13 protein-coding genes are annotated in these 14,357 nt (G+C 66.9%); 5 read left to right on the plus strand and 8 right to left on the minus strand.

Features of this window, described 5'->3' with window-relative positions; all coding sequences use genetic code 11:
* Positions 1–22: 22 nt before the first annotated feature.
* The 5 genes from D3226_RS12605 to D3226_RS12625 form a co-directional block, all read right to left on the minus strand.
* Positions 23–1,819 carry a peptidoglycan D,D-transpeptidase FtsI family protein gene (locus D3226_RS12605; protein WP_202382937.1) on the minus strand — a complete coding sequence of 599 codons (1,797 nt, stop codon included), beginning with the start codon at positions 1,817–1,819 and terminating at the stop codon, positions 23–25.
* A gap of 27 nt (positions 1,820–1,846) precedes the next feature.
* Entirely contained in the window at positions 1,847–2,452 is a 606-nt protein-coding gene (gene ftsL / locus D3226_RS12610) for a cell division protein FtsL (RefSeq protein WP_202382938.1), read from the minus strand.
* Positions 2,449–3,417 (minus strand): 16S rRNA (cytosine(1402)-N(4))-methyltransferase RsmH, encoded by a 969-nt coding sequence (gene rsmH / locus D3226_RS12615; RefSeq protein ID WP_202382939.1) that lies wholly within the window; start codon positions 3,415–3,417, stop codon positions 2,449–2,451. Before rsmH ends, ftsL begins: the two co-directional genes overlap by 4 nt.
* Positions 3,418–3,427: 10 nt before the next feature.
* Positions 3,428–3,859, minus strand: coding sequence for a division/cell wall cluster transcriptional repressor MraZ (gene mraZ, locus D3226_RS12620; protein WP_202382940.1), 432 nt, complete (start codon positions 3,857–3,859; stop codon positions 3,428–3,430).
* 342 nt (positions 3,860–4,201) lie between these two features.
* Positions 4,202–4,585 (minus strand): DUF3040 domain-containing protein, encoded by a 384-nt coding sequence (locus D3226_RS12625; protein WP_202382941.1) that lies wholly within the window; start codon positions 4,583–4,585, stop codon positions 4,202–4,204.
* 72 nt (positions 4,586–4,657) lie between these two features.
* Here D3226_RS12625 and D3226_RS12630 point away from each other — a divergent pair, with 72 nt between their 5' ends.
* On the plus strand, positions 4,658–5,758 hold the full coding sequence (locus tag D3226_RS12630; protein ID WP_202382942.1) for a polyprenyl synthetase family protein: 1,101 nt from the start codon (positions 4,658–4,660) through the stop codon (positions 5,756–5,758).
* 28 nt (positions 5,759–5,786) lie between these two features.
* Here D3226_RS12630 and D3226_RS12635 read toward each other — a convergent pair whose 3' ends face one another.
* Positions 5,787–6,134: an Rv2175c family DNA-binding protein gene (locus D3226_RS12635; protein ID WP_202382943.1), complete on the minus strand. Its 348-nt coding sequence runs from the start codon at positions 6,132–6,134 to the stop codon at positions 5,787–5,789.
* 94 nt (positions 6,135–6,228) lie between these two features.
* Between D3226_RS12635 and pknB the strand changes: the two genes are divergently transcribed.
* Complete coding sequence (pknB, locus tag D3226_RS12640) at positions 6,229–8,250, plus strand: Stk1 family PASTA domain-containing Ser/Thr kinase (protein ID WP_337248991.1); 2,022 nt, start codon at positions 6,229–6,231, stop codon at positions 8,248–8,250.
* 71 nt (positions 8,251–8,321) lie between these two features.
* Here pknB and D3226_RS12645 read toward each other — a convergent pair whose 3' ends face one another.
* On the minus strand, positions 8,322–9,764 hold the full coding sequence (locus D3226_RS12645; protein ID WP_202382944.1) for an MFS transporter: 1,443 nt from the start codon (positions 9,762–9,764) through the stop codon (positions 8,322–8,324).
* 196 nt (positions 9,765–9,960) lie between these two features.
* On the opposite strand from D3226_RS12645, the gene D3226_RS12650 reads away from it, so the two are divergent.
* Genes D3226_RS12650 through D3226_RS12660 form a run of 3 tightly spaced genes read left to right on the plus strand, consistent with a single transcriptional unit; the run spans position 9,961 to position 12,922 of the window.
* Positions 9,961–10,614 carry a response regulator transcription factor gene (locus D3226_RS12650; RefSeq protein WP_202382945.1) on the plus strand — a complete coding sequence of 218 codons (654 nt, stop codon included), beginning with the start codon at positions 9,961–9,963 and terminating at the stop codon, positions 10,612–10,614.
* Positions 10,611–11,984 carry a histidine kinase dimerization/phospho-acceptor domain-containing protein gene (locus D3226_RS12655; protein ID WP_202382946.1) on the plus strand — a complete coding sequence of 458 codons (1,374 nt, stop codon included), beginning with the start codon at positions 10,611–10,613 and terminating at the stop codon, positions 11,982–11,984. The genes D3226_RS12650 and D3226_RS12655 overlap by 4 nt, the downstream gene beginning before the upstream one ends.
* Positions 11,981–12,922, plus strand: a complete 942-nt coding sequence (locus tag D3226_RS12660; protein ID WP_202382947.1) for a TAXI family TRAP transporter solute-binding subunit — start codon at positions 11,981–11,983, stop codon at positions 12,920–12,922. Before D3226_RS12655 ends, D3226_RS12660 begins: the two co-directional genes overlap by 4 nt.
* Before the next feature lie 16 nt (positions 12,923–12,938).
* Here D3226_RS12660 and D3226_RS12665 read toward each other — a convergent pair whose 3' ends face one another.
* Positions 12,939–14,309 carry a class II 3-deoxy-7-phosphoheptulonate synthase gene (locus D3226_RS12665; protein ID WP_202382948.1) on the minus strand — a complete coding sequence of 457 codons (1,371 nt, stop codon included), beginning with the start codon at positions 14,307–14,309 and terminating at the stop codon, positions 12,939–12,941.
* Positions 14,310–14,357: the final 48 nt, after the last annotated feature.

The raw sequence follows: 14,357 nt of genomic DNA on the forward strand, positions 1-14,357 counted from the left end.
GTGTGCCTCCTGCGGGCGTGGTCTAGTACTCCGTGGGGAGCGGTGTGAACTCCCCGGTGGAGGGCGGGATATGGAAGGTACGGATTGTCGCTTCAGCGGCTTCACGGAAACTGGTGATCGCCGCGACGCCGCCGTCCCCCGCCGACGGGAACGCAATCGATGCTACCGCGACGTACTGCGGATCGTCGGCGGGGAAGATCCCGGCGAAGGAGTGAACGTAGTCCTCGCGGTAGCCGCCCTGGTTGTCAGACTGCTCCGCGGTGCCCGTCTTTCCAGCGATGCGGTAGCCGGGAATCTTGATCAGGTCTTTGTACCAGCCCTCGGTCACGACGGTTTCGAGCATCGCCATCACGTCGTCCGCGGTGCTCTCTGAAATGGCGCGGACCTCTTCTCCGTGATCCGGCTTCGTGCTGGTGCCGTCGGGTTTCGTGCAGCTCTCAACAAGGGCGGGCGGGATTCGCACGCCGCCGTTCGCGAACGTCTGGTAGATCCCCGCGGTCTGCACGATGGTTGTCGAGAGCCCCTGGCCGAACATCGTGTTGTAAGACGTCTGGGGATCCCAATCCTCGACTGCCGGCAGCTGGCCACTGTCTTCAAGCGGCATGCCCGCCTCGGTCGAGGCGCCCACCCCAAACTTCTGCAGGTACTCGTACCGCTTCTCCGGGCTGACCGCGCTGCCGAGCGTGGCAATACCCACGTTGGAGGACTGGGTGAGGATGCCGGTGAGCGTCCAGGGCATCGGCTCGTGGTTGAACGAGTCGCCGAAGCGGGCGTCAGGAACGGGCTCGATGTAGTCGGGGGTGAGGTTTTGGGTGAGCGGCGTCGCGGCGCCTTCCTCGATGAGCGTCGCGGCGGTGAGGGGCTTGAACGTGGAGCCGGGCTCGTACGGCGAGACAAACGAGCGCGCTTCGCGCTTCAACGGGTCGGAGGCGTCAACATCGTTGGGGTCGACGGAACCGTCCTCAGCGACCGCAACAAGCTCACCCGTCTTCACGTTCATGATGACGAGATAGCCGTACTCCGCGCCGACCTCCTGGACCTGCGCGTTGATGGTCTGCTGTGCCTCCCATTGCAGGTCGCGGTCGAGGCTGAGCTTCACCGTGCCGCCGTTCTCCGCCTTCCGCGTCACGACGACGCTGCCGGGCAGCGGCACGCCGTCTGCTCCGCGCTCGTAGATCTCCGACCCCGCGACACCGGTGAGGCACGTGTCCTCTGCGAGCTCGATGCCCGCCTGAGGCACGTCCTCAAAGCCCGCGAAACCAACGATGTTGCCGGCCACCGCGCCGTTCGGGTATGTGCGGGTGTGGTGGCTTTCGAACGTCAGCCACGGAATCTGCAGCGCCTTGAGCGCATTCAGCTGCTCGAGGTCGACGCCGCGCTTCACGTATGCAAAGTCAGACTTCTTGTTGATCTCGAGCGCATCGTCAACGATCTTCTGGATCTCAGCGGCGCTCTGTCCCGTAATCTCGCCGATCTCGCCGAACGCTTGCTTCGCCGTGACCTCGACCGTCGCGATTCCGCCGCGCTCGGGGTCGGCGCGCCAGAATCGGCCGCCCTTGACGATCGTGTTCTTGGGCGACAGCTGTACGTCGTACCGCTCATCGGTGGTGGCGAGCACCTCGCCGTTGCGATCGACGATGTCGCCGCGAATGCTCGGCACCGTAATCGGCACCGCGCGCTTATCCTTCGCATCTTCGTTCAGCTGCGGCGCCGAGATCACCTGGACGTCCACGAGCCGGATCAGGAACACCGCGGCCGTGATCACGACGATGATGAGCGCGATCAGGCGCCGTGTGGCTCCGCCGCGCAGACTCCGCATTCCGATCCTCCCGTACGAGCTGCCGGGTTAGTGGGTCTCGGGTGCGGGCAGCTTGCCCTGCCACCGTACCGCCGGCTCGCTCGGACCCGCCTGGGCGGAGGCGCCTGCGCCGTCACGAGGAACGAGAAGCCCCGCTGCGTCGACCACCGGCATCGTCTCGAGGGTGGCGTTGGGCACCAGGTTCCCCCGCGCCTCAGAGGTCTCCGACTCGAGCGCGCCAAGCACCGCTCCGTCACTCATGCGCAGGGTCGCCGGGCGTGAGTTCTGCACCATGCCGAGCGCGGCCGCGTTCTCCGCGAGGTTCTGGGGCGAGGAGAGCTTGTCAACGTTCTGCGAGAGCACCCGCTCCACGCGGGCGAGGTCGCGCTGCTCGAGCTCGAGCGCACGCGTCTCGTAGGCGCCCTGCGAGATCGCGATGCTGAGCCCGAGCTGCGTCGCGAGGATCACGAGGATCACGCCGACGGCAACGAGCGAGCCAACGAGCGGGCTCAGCCCGGCGCGCTTGCGCTGCTGCGGGGCCGCAGGGGCAAGGCGCAGGTGGCGCTCGCTCGGCGCGGCCGGGGTGCTCTGTGGCGCGAGTTCGAAGCTGTGCTCCAGATCGCGGTCGAACTCGATCGGCACCGTGTTGTTCATCGCACGTCCCTCGCTCGTTCGGCGGCGCGGAGCCGCACGGGGATCGCTCGCGGGTTGCGGGCGCGTTCAGCGTCGTCAGCGAGCTCGGCGCCGCGGGTGAGCAGACGGAACTCGGGACGGTGCTCGGGGAGCTCAACCGGCAGCCCAGCGGGAGCGGTCGAGCGGCTCCGCTTCGTGAGCTCGCGCTTCACGAGGCGATCCTCAAGCGATTGGTAGGACATGATGACGGCGCGGCCACCCAGGTTCAGCAGATCGAGCGCCGCGGGAATCGCGCGCTCAAGAACGGAGAGTTCACCGTTTACCTCGATGCGGAGCGCCTGGAACACCCGCTTCGCGGGGTGGCGCTGATCCCGCACCGCGGCCGGCGTAGCCTGCTGAAGCACGTCGACCAGTTGTCCACTTCGTTCGATGGGCGCCTCGGCTCGCGCCGCGACAATCGCGCGAGCGTAGCGCCCGGCGAGCGGTTCCTCGCCGTAGCGTTCGAAGATCGCGCGGAGCCGGCCCTCCGGTGCGGTCTGCAGCACCTCGGCGGCGGTTTCGCCCCGGCTCTGGTCCATGCGCATGTCGAGCGGGGCGTCCTGCGCGTATGCGAAGCCGCGATCCGCCTCATCAAGCTGCAGTGAGGAGACACCGAGATCGAAGAGCACGCCGTCGATGCGCTCAAAACCGGCGCCGCGCACCGCCTCCGCGATCTCGTCGTAGACGGCGTGCACACGAATTGCGCGGTCGCCGAAGCGTTCCAGCCGTTTCCCGGCAAGCGCGAGCGCTTCCGTGTCGCGGTCCAGGCCAATCAGTGTGAGGCCAGGGTGAGCGGACAGCAGTGCCTCACTGTGGCCGCCCATGCCGAGCGTCGCATCAACGAGCACGGCGCCCTCACGGCTCGCCGCGGGGGCGAGGAGTTCCAGGCAGCGATCAAGCAGCACGGGGACGTGCAGCTCACTGGGGTCGCGGGTATCAATCGTCATGATGTCCGGGCTAGAACATGCCCGGGATCACCTCCCCGTCAGTTTCGGAAAATGCTGCTTCTTGTTCACGCAGGTAGGTCTCCCACGCAGTGGCGTCCCAAATCTCAGCTCGAGACCCGGCGCCGATCACGGCGAGATCGCGATCGAGCCCCGCGTAGTCACGCAGGCCAGGCGGGATCGTCACGCGATGCTGCTTGTCCGGCGTCTCCGGGTGTGCGCCCGAGAGGAACACACGCAGGTAGTCGCGAGCGTGCTTCGAGGTCATCGGCGCTTGGCTGATGCGCTCGTGCATTGCGGTGAACTCCTGCTCGCTGAAGACGTACAGGCAGTGCTCCTGCCCACGCGTAATAACGAGTCCGTCGGAGAGCTCGTCACGGAACTTTGCGGGAAGGATGAGCCGCCCTTTGTCGTCGAGCTTGGGCGTGAAGGTTCCCAAGAACATGGGTTCCTCCCTCCGCCGGATCGACTTGGGCACCAGACTACTCCACTTTCCTCCACCCCAGGGGGTTTCCCCTCCACTTTCTTCCAGCGAGGCGCAAGACCCGCAAGATTCCGGGCCTGTTGCGCGTGAACTTCGAACGGCAGACGCGGGCGCTCGGCGCGTTGGGAAGGTCTTTCTTGTGAGTTTGCAGCAAGAATCGCCCTCCGCGAGGTCTCCGTGGAGGAAAGTGGAGTCAGTTTCGTAGCGGCACTCCTTCGAGCCCGACGCGGGCTGAAGCGGGCACAAAAAAAGAGCCGCGGATCGTTTCCGATCCGCGGCTCGAAGCCGTACTCAGGGGAGGCTTTAGCGCTCCCCCTCCATCCGCTCATCCCAGCGGCGCTCCATGCGCTCACTGAGCGACTCACGCGGTGCCGAGCTCTTCCCACTCGGACCACCGCCGTTCAACACGTCTTCAACCGTCACGGTCTCCGAGCCGCGCGACATCATGAGTGTCACGCCTCCGACCATGACCGCGAAACCGATGAGCCCCAACCACAGCTGCTGTGCGGCGACCCCGCCAATGAGCGCGCCAACCCCCACCAAGAGGACGACGATGCCCAGGACGAGGGAGCGATAGTTCAGACGACGCTGGCGGACCGAACCGGTCTGCATCACGTCGGCCTCGCTCTGATAGAAACCGCGTTCCATCTCGTCAAGCAGCCGCTGCTCGTGTTCTGACAGCGCCATGACGATCCTCCCGACACTCAAACGATCTGTACCCTACAGTGTACGGCGCTCGGCCGAGAGTAGGCTAGTCGTGTGCAAGAAACGACGCGACTCGCAGGGCTTATTCAGGAGCGAATCAACGACACGCTCTCCCATCACCGGGCGGCCCTCGCCCCACTCGGGCCCGACGCACACGCGCTGCTCGATGAGGCCTTTGGCTTCCTCACCGGCGGCAAGCGCTTCCGCGCGCAGTTCGCGGTGCTCGGCTTCCGCGCGGTGGCACCGCTCGATCTCGTGGGCGAACTCTCCCCCGAGCTCGACCGTGTGCTCGACGCCGCATGCGCACTCGAACTCTTCCACGCCGCAGCGCTGATCCACGACGACATCATCGACCGCTCTGATACGCGCCGCGGACGCCCAGCGGTGCACCGGCTCTTTGCCACGATGCATGAGCAGCAGGGCTGGATGGGTGCTGCCGATCACTTCGGCCTGGCCGGGGCGCTCCTGCTGGGCGATCTGCTGCAATCGTGGGCCGATGAGCTGATGAACCGCGCGTGCGATGCGACGGCGGACCGCGGCGCGGCACGCCAGGCTCGCGACCACTTCAATCGGATGCGCAGCGAGGTGGCGGTGGGCCAGTACCTCGACGTCCTCGAAGAGCAGCAGCCCACCTTCGCGGGACATGAGGAGCAGCTCGAGCGCTCTACTCGAGTGCTCGTCTACAAATCCGCGAAGTACAGCGTCGAGGCGCCACTGCTCATCGGCGCCGCACTCGCGGGAGCATCCCCCGAGGTCGAAGATGCACTCTCCGAGTTTGGTTTGCCGATCGGGGTGGCGTTCCAGCTTCGCGACGACCAACTCGGAGTGTTCGGCGATGAAGAGCTCACGGGCAAGCCGATCGGCGACGATCTCGCCGAGGGCAAGCGCACGGTACTCGTCACGCTCGCGCGCGAGCACCTCCCCACCACACAGCGCAACATCTTCGATGGGCTGCTCGGCACCGATCTCGATCCCGAGCAGGTGATGATGATGCAGCGCACGATTCGGGAGAGCGGTGCAGTGGAGCGCGTCGAGGACATGATCTCGCGCAACGTGGAGCGAGCGACTGAGTCTCTGCGCTCAGCCCCGGTCCTTCCCGACGCCGCGGCGCAGCTCATGGTGCTCGCGGAGCGGGCGGCCCGCCGCGCGAGTTAGTCGCTCGCGCGGTGCGCTCGCACTGAGTTCAGAACGCGAGCGACTGCGTTGCGCGACGTACCGCGCTCTTGCGCCCGGCAACGAGCGAGTCGATGGGGCGCTCGCCGAGCTCCTCATTCACTTCAAACAGCCAGTCAAGCGCTTCGTCATCCGCGAATCCGGCGTCGAGCAGCGCGAGCAGCGTGCCACGCAGCGAAGGCAGCGGGTGATCCCCCTGCACGAACTCGACGGGGACCATCAGGACGCCGTCGATGCGCACGGCGGCGAGCTGATGATCCTCAATCAGGCGCCGCAGCTTCCCCGGGGTCAGCGCGAAGCGCTCAACCAGCTCGGGGATCGTGAAATAGGACCTGTCAGGTGCGATGTTCTCGGCCACACCTCAACTTTGCCAGCGTGATCCACGAAGCGCAATCCGCCCGAACCCGGCGCGCGTCGAGTTTCAGCCCCCGAATGTTCCGTAGACTTCCGCTGTGACCTCTGCGCCCTCCGACCCGTTGATCGGGCATACGCTCGATGAGCGCTACGCGATTCGTTCGCGGATCGCCCGCGGCGGGATGGCGATGGTGTACCTCGCCAACGATCTGCGGCTTGAGCGCCGCGTCGCCGTCAAGGTGATGCATGAGCACCTGGCGGAGGACGAGAACTTCACCCGCCGCTTCGAGCAGGAGGCACGGAGCGCTGCGCGGCTGTCGCACCCCAATCTTGTGAACGTGTTCGACCAGGGGCATGACGCGGGACGCACCTACCTGGTGATGGAGTACCTGCCGAGCATCACGCTCCGCGATCTCCTCAAGCAGCAGAAGCGGCTGACGGCGGAACAGACACTTGAGATCGGCGAGGCCGTCCTCTCCGGTCTCGCGGCCGCGCATCGCGCGGGTATCGTCCACCGCGACATCAAGCCAGAGAACGTGATGCTTGCGGACGACGGTCGAATCAAGCTCGGTGATTTCGGTCTCGCGCGCGCGGTCTCCGCGAACACCACCACGGGTCAGGCACTGCTCGGCACGATTGCGTACCTCTCCCCCGAGCTGGTGACCCGTGGCGTTGCCGATGCGCGGAGCGATCTCTATGCCTTTGGCATCATGTTTTACGAAATGCTCACGGGCACGCAGCCTTTCACGGGCGAACAGCCCATGCAGATCGCGTACCAGCACGCACACTCCGAGGTACCGCCGCCCTCTGCGAAGTGCGCGGAGGCGACGCCGGAGCTCGACGACTTCGTGCGCTGGACCACCCAGCGAGAGCCGGATCATCGCCCGAAGGATGCCGATGAGGCACTCGCAGCGCTCACGCAGTTGCGCCTCGGCCAGCCGCTGCCGCCCGGGGCCACACGGGTGCTCGACTTTGGCGCGGCCGGCGGCTCGCCCGCGACCACGGTGCTCGACGAGGCAGTCCCCAGCGCGGCGGGCGCGGCGACGGCGGGCACCACCGTGCTCAGCGACGGGACGACGGTGCTGGGCGACGGCACCACGGTGCTCCCCGACGGTACGTCGATCCTGCACGATGGCGCACACACTGCCTCCGGGGCGCCCGCCTCGGTGCCGGCGACCGCGCTCGACCGCGCTGCGAGTTCGGCACAGCGACGCACTCGCCGCGGGCGGCTGCTCGCCACGGTCCTCGTGCTCCTCGTGGCGCTCGCTGGCGGTATCGGATGGTGGTTTGGGCAGGGCCCCGGTTCACAGGTCACCGTGCCAGATATCGCCGGCGCGGATATGGCGACCGCCGAGAGCGCGCTCGCGGAGCAGGACCTGGTGGTCGAAGTCTTCGAGTGCCCCAGTCTCACCGTGCCCGCGGGACAGGCCGCTCGCACCGAGCCCGAAGCGGGCTCTCGCCTCGACCGCGGCGCGACGGTGCGGCTGTGCACCTCGACCGGCCCCGAGCTGAAGCCGGTCCCCACGATTGTGGGGCTTGAACTGAACGCGGCGCGTGAGGAGATCACGAAGGCGGGCTTCACCGTTGGCGAGGTGGTCGACACGCGGTTCGCAGATGACAACAAGGATGTCGTGCTCGCGGCCCTTGATCCGGATGGCGATGCGCTGGGCGAGGAGTATCCCGAGCGCGCGAAGGTCAACCTGGTGGTCTCGGCCGGTCCGCTTCCAAACGTGGTCGGCTCGAGCGCGGCAGACGCGACCGCGGCGCTCGAGAAGGCCGGCCTCACGCTCGATGCGGGGCTCGGGTCCGAGGCGCACGATCCTGAGATGCCGAATGGCAACGTGCTGGCGCTCATCACGAACACTGACCCGGTGCGCCCGGGCGACGCCGTCGGCTTGCAGGTATCGCTCGGCCCCGAGCTGTTCGAGATCCCGGACGTCAGTGGGAAGCCACTCCAGGAGGCCATGGACATCCTGACGGATGCCGGCTTTGCGCCGAGCTCGCTCGTGCCGAGCGGCCCGCTGCGTGACCTCGCGAAGGCGACGTCGACCGATCCCGCCGCGGGTGAACGCGTCGAGGCCGGCACCGAGATCCGTGTGAAGAGCACGATTTCGCTGTAGCGCCCCCGTACGTGAGACGCCCCGGACCGATCGGTCCGGGGCGTCTCACGTACGGGCGTGGGAGCTGGGCGCTACCGCGCTTCTGGAAGCAGTTCGCTCGCGTCGGTCGCGGGAACCGCTGCGGCGTCGGCGACCGGGGCGAACGTTGTCTCCCCGTGCGGACGGCCGCCTCGCTCGGGGAACCGTGCGCGCATCCCTTGCTCATCATCAAGCCAGTTCGGGCCACGGTTCTTCAGGAAGAACACGTAGACGATCAGGGAGACCGCGATCACCACGGTCACGTACCCAATGAACCAGGGCACGTGTCCGGCGTCGCCCGCAGCCTGGTACAGCATGGGAGCCGTGCCGCCGAACACCGAGTTGGCGAGCGCGTACCCGAGCCCCAGGCCCAGCGCTCGAATGTGCGTGGGGAAGAGCTGCGCCTTCACCACCGCGTTGATCGAGGTGTAGCCGGTGAGGATGACGAACCCGCCCACGAGGATCGCGAACGCAACGAGAGGGTTCTGCTGTGCCGGGAGCGCGGTGATGAAGAACCCGGTGTACAGCACTCCGCCCACCCCGAAGAACACGAGCAGCGTCTTGCGGCCGACGATGTCGGAGAGCCAGCCACCGAGTGGCTGGAGCAGCATGAGGATTGTGAGTGCGATGAGATTGATCACAGTGCCCGCAAGCGCGTCTCCGCCGGAGAACGCCGACTTCACGATGCCGGGGCCCGTCACCGAGTAGGTGTAGAACGCGACCGTACCGCCCGCAGTCACCAGGAAGCAGAGCAGCAGCGGCTTCCAGTGGAAGCGGAGGAGCTCGCGCATCGAGCCCGACTCGACCGACTGCCCTGACCGCACCGCCGCGAGCGTCGACTCCCCCAGCGACTCGTCCATGGTGCGTCGCAACCACAGCACTAGGAGCGCGCCCACGCCACCGATCGCGAAGGCCACGCGCCAGCCCCACGACGCAATCTGGTCATGCGTCATCGTGAGCATCATGATGAGCAGGGTGAACTGCGCGAGGACGTGCCCGCCCACGAGGGTCACGTAGTGGAACGAGGAGAGGAAGCCACGTCGCCCAGCGATGGCGGTCTCGGACATGTACGTCGCGCTCGTTCCGTACTCCCCGCCGGTTGCGAACCCTTGGAGGAGGCGCACGAACACGAGGATCACAACGGCCCAGGCACCGATGAGCTCAGCACTCGGGGTCAGCGCAATCACCATCGAGCAGGCGGCCATGAGCGACACCGAGATCGTCAGGGCGAGTCGTCGACCGTGCCGATCGGCGAAGCGGCCGAAGTACCACGAGCCGATCGGTCGCATCACAAACGTGACCGCGAAGATCGCCCAGATATAGAGCGTGGAATTCTGCTCGTCCGCGGAAAAGAACTGCGACTCGAAGAAGCTCAGAAACACCGAGTAGACGTAAACGTCGTACCACTCAACCAGGTTGCCTGCCGAGCCCTTGAGCGTGTTAGAGATGGACCGTCGAATCGTGGGAGACGTCGCGGTCGTCGTTGACACTGACATGAATTTCCAATCGTCATCAATTGGGGTGAGGTGGGGTGCGAGAGCCGCACGCCGTCATTGTGGGCCGTGCGGCTACCGCCCAGCGAGCGCGTCTTTACACTCCCTTTACACGGCGGAGTCACGTTCCGCTTACGATCTGCGCTTCGCAGCTTGTCGTACTGAGCACGGTTTCGAGGCGACCTGCATACTTGAGCGCATGCGTGTACTGGTCGCTGAAGACGATCGCTCGGTGGCTGCGGCGCTCACCGCGGCGCTGACTCGCGCCGGTCACACGTGCGTACGCGTCGCTCGAGGTGACGAGGTGCTCGCCCGGTACCGGGACGTCGATGCCGTACTCCTTGACCTTGGGCTCGAAGATATGGATGGGCTCGACGCGCTCCGCGATCTTCGACGGGTGAGCTCAGTCCCCGTGTTGGTGGTCACCGCTCGCGGCGACGAGCGTTCGACGGTGCACGCGCTCCGGCTCGGCGCGGACGACTACCTCGTGAAACCAGTTCGGGTCCACGAGCTCTTGGCCCGGCTCCTGGCTGTCACCCGTCGCTACGCGCAGCCGACCCCGGAGTTCATCTCGGTGGGCGACGCGACGCTCGATGCAGCAACTCATGAGGTGCGCCACGACGACGCGACGGTGACGCTCACGCCGACCGAGGCCGGGATCTTACGTGCGCTCGCCCGCCGCCCGGGCACCCCCGTCGCACGACGCGAACTCCTTGCAGAAGTGTGGGGTGATGACCACGCCGTCGGCTCGCGCGCGCTCGACGTGCACCTCGCTCAGCTTCGACGAAAACTGCCCATGGTGACGATCACCACGATTCGCGGCGTGGGGTTTCGACTTGAGGAGCGCCGGTGAGGCTACGTGTTCTCCTCCCCATGCTCCTCCTCGGGCTCGTTGCGGTGATCGCCGTACTGATCCCGACCGCGGCGTCGATCGCGGAATCTCGCACGCAGCAGCTCCAACTGCAGCGTGCGGGAGCGCTCGGTCAACTCGTGCAACGGGCCTACGCGGCACTCGAGCGCGGTGATGACACCGGGCTCGAACGCTATCTCGCGCGATTCGCTGAGACCTACGGTGAGTCGGTGCTGGTGGTGGATGGGCGCGGCGAGACCGTCGCCGCCGTCGGCGATATTTCTGTCGAGGGCCCAGCGAGTGCCGCCGTCACCGCGGCGCTGCGCGGCGTGCCGCAGTGGCAGCTCCCCACGGTGATGCCGTGGAGCGACGAGACGCACTTCGTTGCGGAACCGATCACCACCGACGGCACGGCACCCGCGGGCGCCGTCGCGCTCCGCGTCGATCAGTCCGTGGCGCGCGCGGACGTGGTGTCGGGATGGATCGTCGCGGGCGGCGTCGGAGCCGCCCTGCTCGCACTCCTGTTGCTGGTCGCCGCGCTCTGGACGAATTGGGTGCTCCGTCCGGTGCATGCCCTTGATGCAGCAACGCGCGCCGTGGCGGGACACCGCGGCTTCAGCCTGAGCACCGTTACTGGTCCCCCGGAGCTGCGCAGCCTCGCGGTCTCGTTCACACGCATGGCCGAACGTGTCGAGACCACGCTTGAGCAGCAGCGCGGCCTCGTGGCTGACGCCTCGCACCAGCTGCGTAACCCGCTCGCCGCGATCCGCCTGCGGGTCGATGCGCTTCCCCGTGCAGACTCAACGGATGATCTGGACGCGATCGATGCGGATCTCGACCGGCTCGATCACACCCTGGAGCGCATGCTCACGCTCGCAGACGCTGAGCACCGAGCGAACGCGCTGACCGAGGACACGGGAACAGACGCTGCTCTCCCCGCACTCACACTGTCGGCTGCCGAGCTGTGTGAGCCGCACGCGCCCCAAGTGGCCGCGGCCGGACTGCTGCTGAACGCGGATGACCGGCTCGCGACGGTGCGGTGCCGGCGGCACGATCTCGAGGAGATCGTCGGCATTCTCGCGGACAACGCGAGCAGGTACCTCCGCCCGGGTACTCGAGTGGCCGTCGGCTTTGCGCCGCACCAGGGCCGCGAGGTGCTGACCTTCGCGGACTCGGGCCCCGGCCTCAGCGATGCAGATCTGCGCCAGCTGGGCACGCGGTTCTGGCGCGGACCAGATCGAGACCAACGCCCCGGGAGCGGGCTTGGGTACCCCATCATCTGGCAGCTCGCTGGCGCAAACCGGGGCATCGTGACCGTCGACCGCGCACCATCGGGCGGCTTGCGCACTCGGATATCGTTGGAGTCCGCATGAGCACGATCAGTCGAAGAACCGCGCTCATCAGCGCAGCGGGAGTGGCGAGCGGGCTCGCCCTCTCTCTGGCAGGCTGCACGGAGCGCCAGAGTGGGCCAGCGCTCGTCCTCGCAGCGGGCGAACCGGGCGGGGTGTACCTCAGCTTCGGGCGGCTGCTGAGCGCTGCGTTCGCGCGGGAAGGCCAGCGTGCTCTGCGGCTGCGAGAAACGCACGGCAGCGAGGAGAACACAACGCTCCTCGCTACGAACGAAGCGGATCTCGCGCTCGCACTCGCCGACTCCGCCGAGGTGCCCGGTCACGAGCTCGTCGCGCTCGGCCGCGTCTACCAGAACTATCTGCAGTGCGTCGTTCGAGCAGACTCGGCAATCACCAGGCTTGACGATCTGCGCGGCGCGCGCGTCTCCATCGGTGCCCGCGGCTCAGGCTGCGCCATCACGACCCGGCGACTCCTGGAGACACGGGGAATCGGCCAGAACGTCGCGGGGACGGAGCTGCGTGAGTTCCCAATCAGCGATGCGATCGACGAGCTTGCCGCGGGCCGGATCTCCGCCCTCTTCTGGTCGGGCGGCCTGCCGACCCCGCTCCTCACCGAGCTCGACGCGCGCATTCCGCTCACACTGCTCGATCTCGCGCACGCGCTGCCTGATCTTGCCGCGCGCTACCCCGAACGCTACCTCGCAACGCGCGTTCCGGCCGGGGTGTACCGAGGAAGCTTGCCCACGCCCACCATCGGAATCCCGAACTACCTCCTGGCGCAGCCGAGCCTTCCGGACGCAGCCGCTGCCTCACTGGTGGGTGTGCTCATCGATCACGCCCCTGAGCTCGTTCCGAGCGGCACCGTTGGCGTGCAGTTTCTCACGCCAGCAAGCCTCATCGACACCGGAGAGATGCGACTTCACCCCGCCGCGGCAGCGGAATACCGGCGCCGCTACGGGTGAGCGGCGCCGGCAGACGCTATCGTGCGGTCTGCTTGAGCTCTTCGGCGACGAGAAACGCGAGCTCGAGCGACTGCATGTGGTTCAGACGGGGATCGCAGAGCGACTCGTAGCGCGTCGCCAGGGTGGCCTCGTCGATGTTCTCAGAGCCGCCGAGGCACTCGGTCACGTCGTCACCCGTGAGCTCGATGTGGATGCCACCGGGAACGGTGCCCACCTCGCGGTGCGCCTCGAAGAAGCCGCGCAGCTCGTCCATCACATCGTCAAAACGACGCGTCTTGTAGCCCGTCTCGGTGGTGATTCCGTTTCCGTGCATCGGATCGGTGACCCAGAGCGGGGTCGCTCCCGCGTCGCGCACGCCGGCAAGCAAGCCGGGCAGCACGTCGCGAATCTTTCCGGCGCCCATCCGTGTGATGAAGGTCAAGCGGCCGGGCTCGCGTTCGGGATCGAGCTTGTCAATGAGCCGCAGTGCGTCGTCCACGGTGGCCGTCGGGCCGAGCTTCACCCCGATCGGGTTCTTCACGTGCGAGAGAAACTCGACGTGTGCACCGTCGAGGTCGCGCGTGCGCTCGCCAATCCACAGCATGTGGCTCGAGGTGTCGTACAGCTCACCGGTGCGCGAGTCAACGCGCGTCAGCGGACGCTCGTAGTCGAGCAGCAGGGCCTCGTGACTGACGTAGAATTCGGTCTGCGTAAGCGCGGTGTGGTCGACGCCGCACGCGTCCATGAACTTCAGTGCACGGTCGATCTCTGCTGCCAGCGACTCGTAGCGCTGATTTGCGGGGTTCGACACGAAGCCCTTGTTCCACTCGTGCACCTGGCGCAGATCGGCAAAGCCGCCCTGCGTGAACGCGCGGATGAGGTTCAGGGTGGATGCGGAGACGTGGTAGCCCCGCACTAGGCGCTCGGGGTCCGCGGTGCGCGACTCGAGCGTAAAGTCGTAGCCGTTCACAATGTCCCCGCGGTACGCGGGCAGCGTGACGCCCTCTCGTGTCTCGGTGTCACTCGAGCGGGGCTTCGCGAACTGGCCGGCCATGCGGCCCACCTTGATGACGGGCATCGAAGCGCCGTAGGTGAGCACGACGGCCATCTGCAGCAGCGTCTTCACGCGATCGCGGATCTTGTCGGCGGTCGCGGCCTCGAAGGTCTCGGCGCAGTCGCCGCCCTGCAGCAGGAAAGCTTCCCCGCGCGCGGCGGCGGCAAGGCGCGTCTTCAACTGATCCGCCTCCCCCGCAAACACGAGCGGCGGCTGCGTGGCGAGGTTTGCAGAGGCCCGCTCCGCGGCATCGGGATCCGGCCAGACCGGCTGCTGCTTCGCCTCGAGCGCGCGATAGGCGTCCAGCCCAGCAAACGCTCGCGATTCTGCAGTCTCGATGGTCTGGCGTGTCATCTTCGATCCCTTGTGTTGTTGGGGTGGGTTCAGCCTCAAGTGTGGCGG

It is taken from the genome of Leucobacter chromiireducens subsp. chromiireducens, from assembly GCF_016758255.1.
Lineage (GTDB): Bacteria > Actinomycetota > Actinomycetes > Actinomycetales > Microbacteriaceae > Leucobacter > Leucobacter chromiireducens.

Bases quoted from the DNA above. Each gene is read 5' to 3' on its own strand.
- ftsL (WP_202382938.1), bottom strand. From the start codon at position 2,452: ATGAACAACACGGTGCCGATCGAGTTCGACCGCGATCTGGAGCACAGC.
- D3226_RS12660 (WP_202382947.1), top strand. From the start codon at position 11,981: ATGAGCACGATCAGTCGAAGAACCGCGCTCATCAGCGCAGCGGGAGTG.
- D3226_RS12665 (WP_202382948.1), bottom strand. From the start codon at position 14,309: ATGACACGCCAGACCATCGAGACTGCAGAATCGCGAGCGTTTGCTGGG.
- rsmH (WP_202382939.1), bottom strand. From the start codon at position 3,417: ATGACGATTGATACCCGCGACCCCAGTGAGCTGCACGTCCCCGTGCTG.
- D3226_RS12625 (WP_202382941.1), bottom strand. From the start codon at position 4,585: ATGGCGCTGTCAGAACACGAGCAGCGGCTGCTTGACGAGATGGAACGC.
- D3226_RS12605 (WP_202382937.1), bottom strand. From the start codon at position 1,819: ATGCGGAGTCTGCGCGGCGGAGCCACACGGCGCCTGATCGCGCTCATC.
- D3226_RS12650 (WP_202382945.1), top strand. From the start codon at position 9,961: ATGCGTGTACTGGTCGCTGAAGACGATCGCTCGGTGGCTGCGGCGCTC.
- D3226_RS12645 (WP_202382944.1), bottom strand. From the start codon at position 9,764: ATGTCAGTGTCAACGACGACCGCGACGTCTCCCACGATTCGACGGTCC.
- mraZ (WP_202382940.1), bottom strand. From the start codon at position 3,859: ATGTTCTTGGGAACCTTCACGCCCAAGCTCGACGACAAAGGGCGGCTC.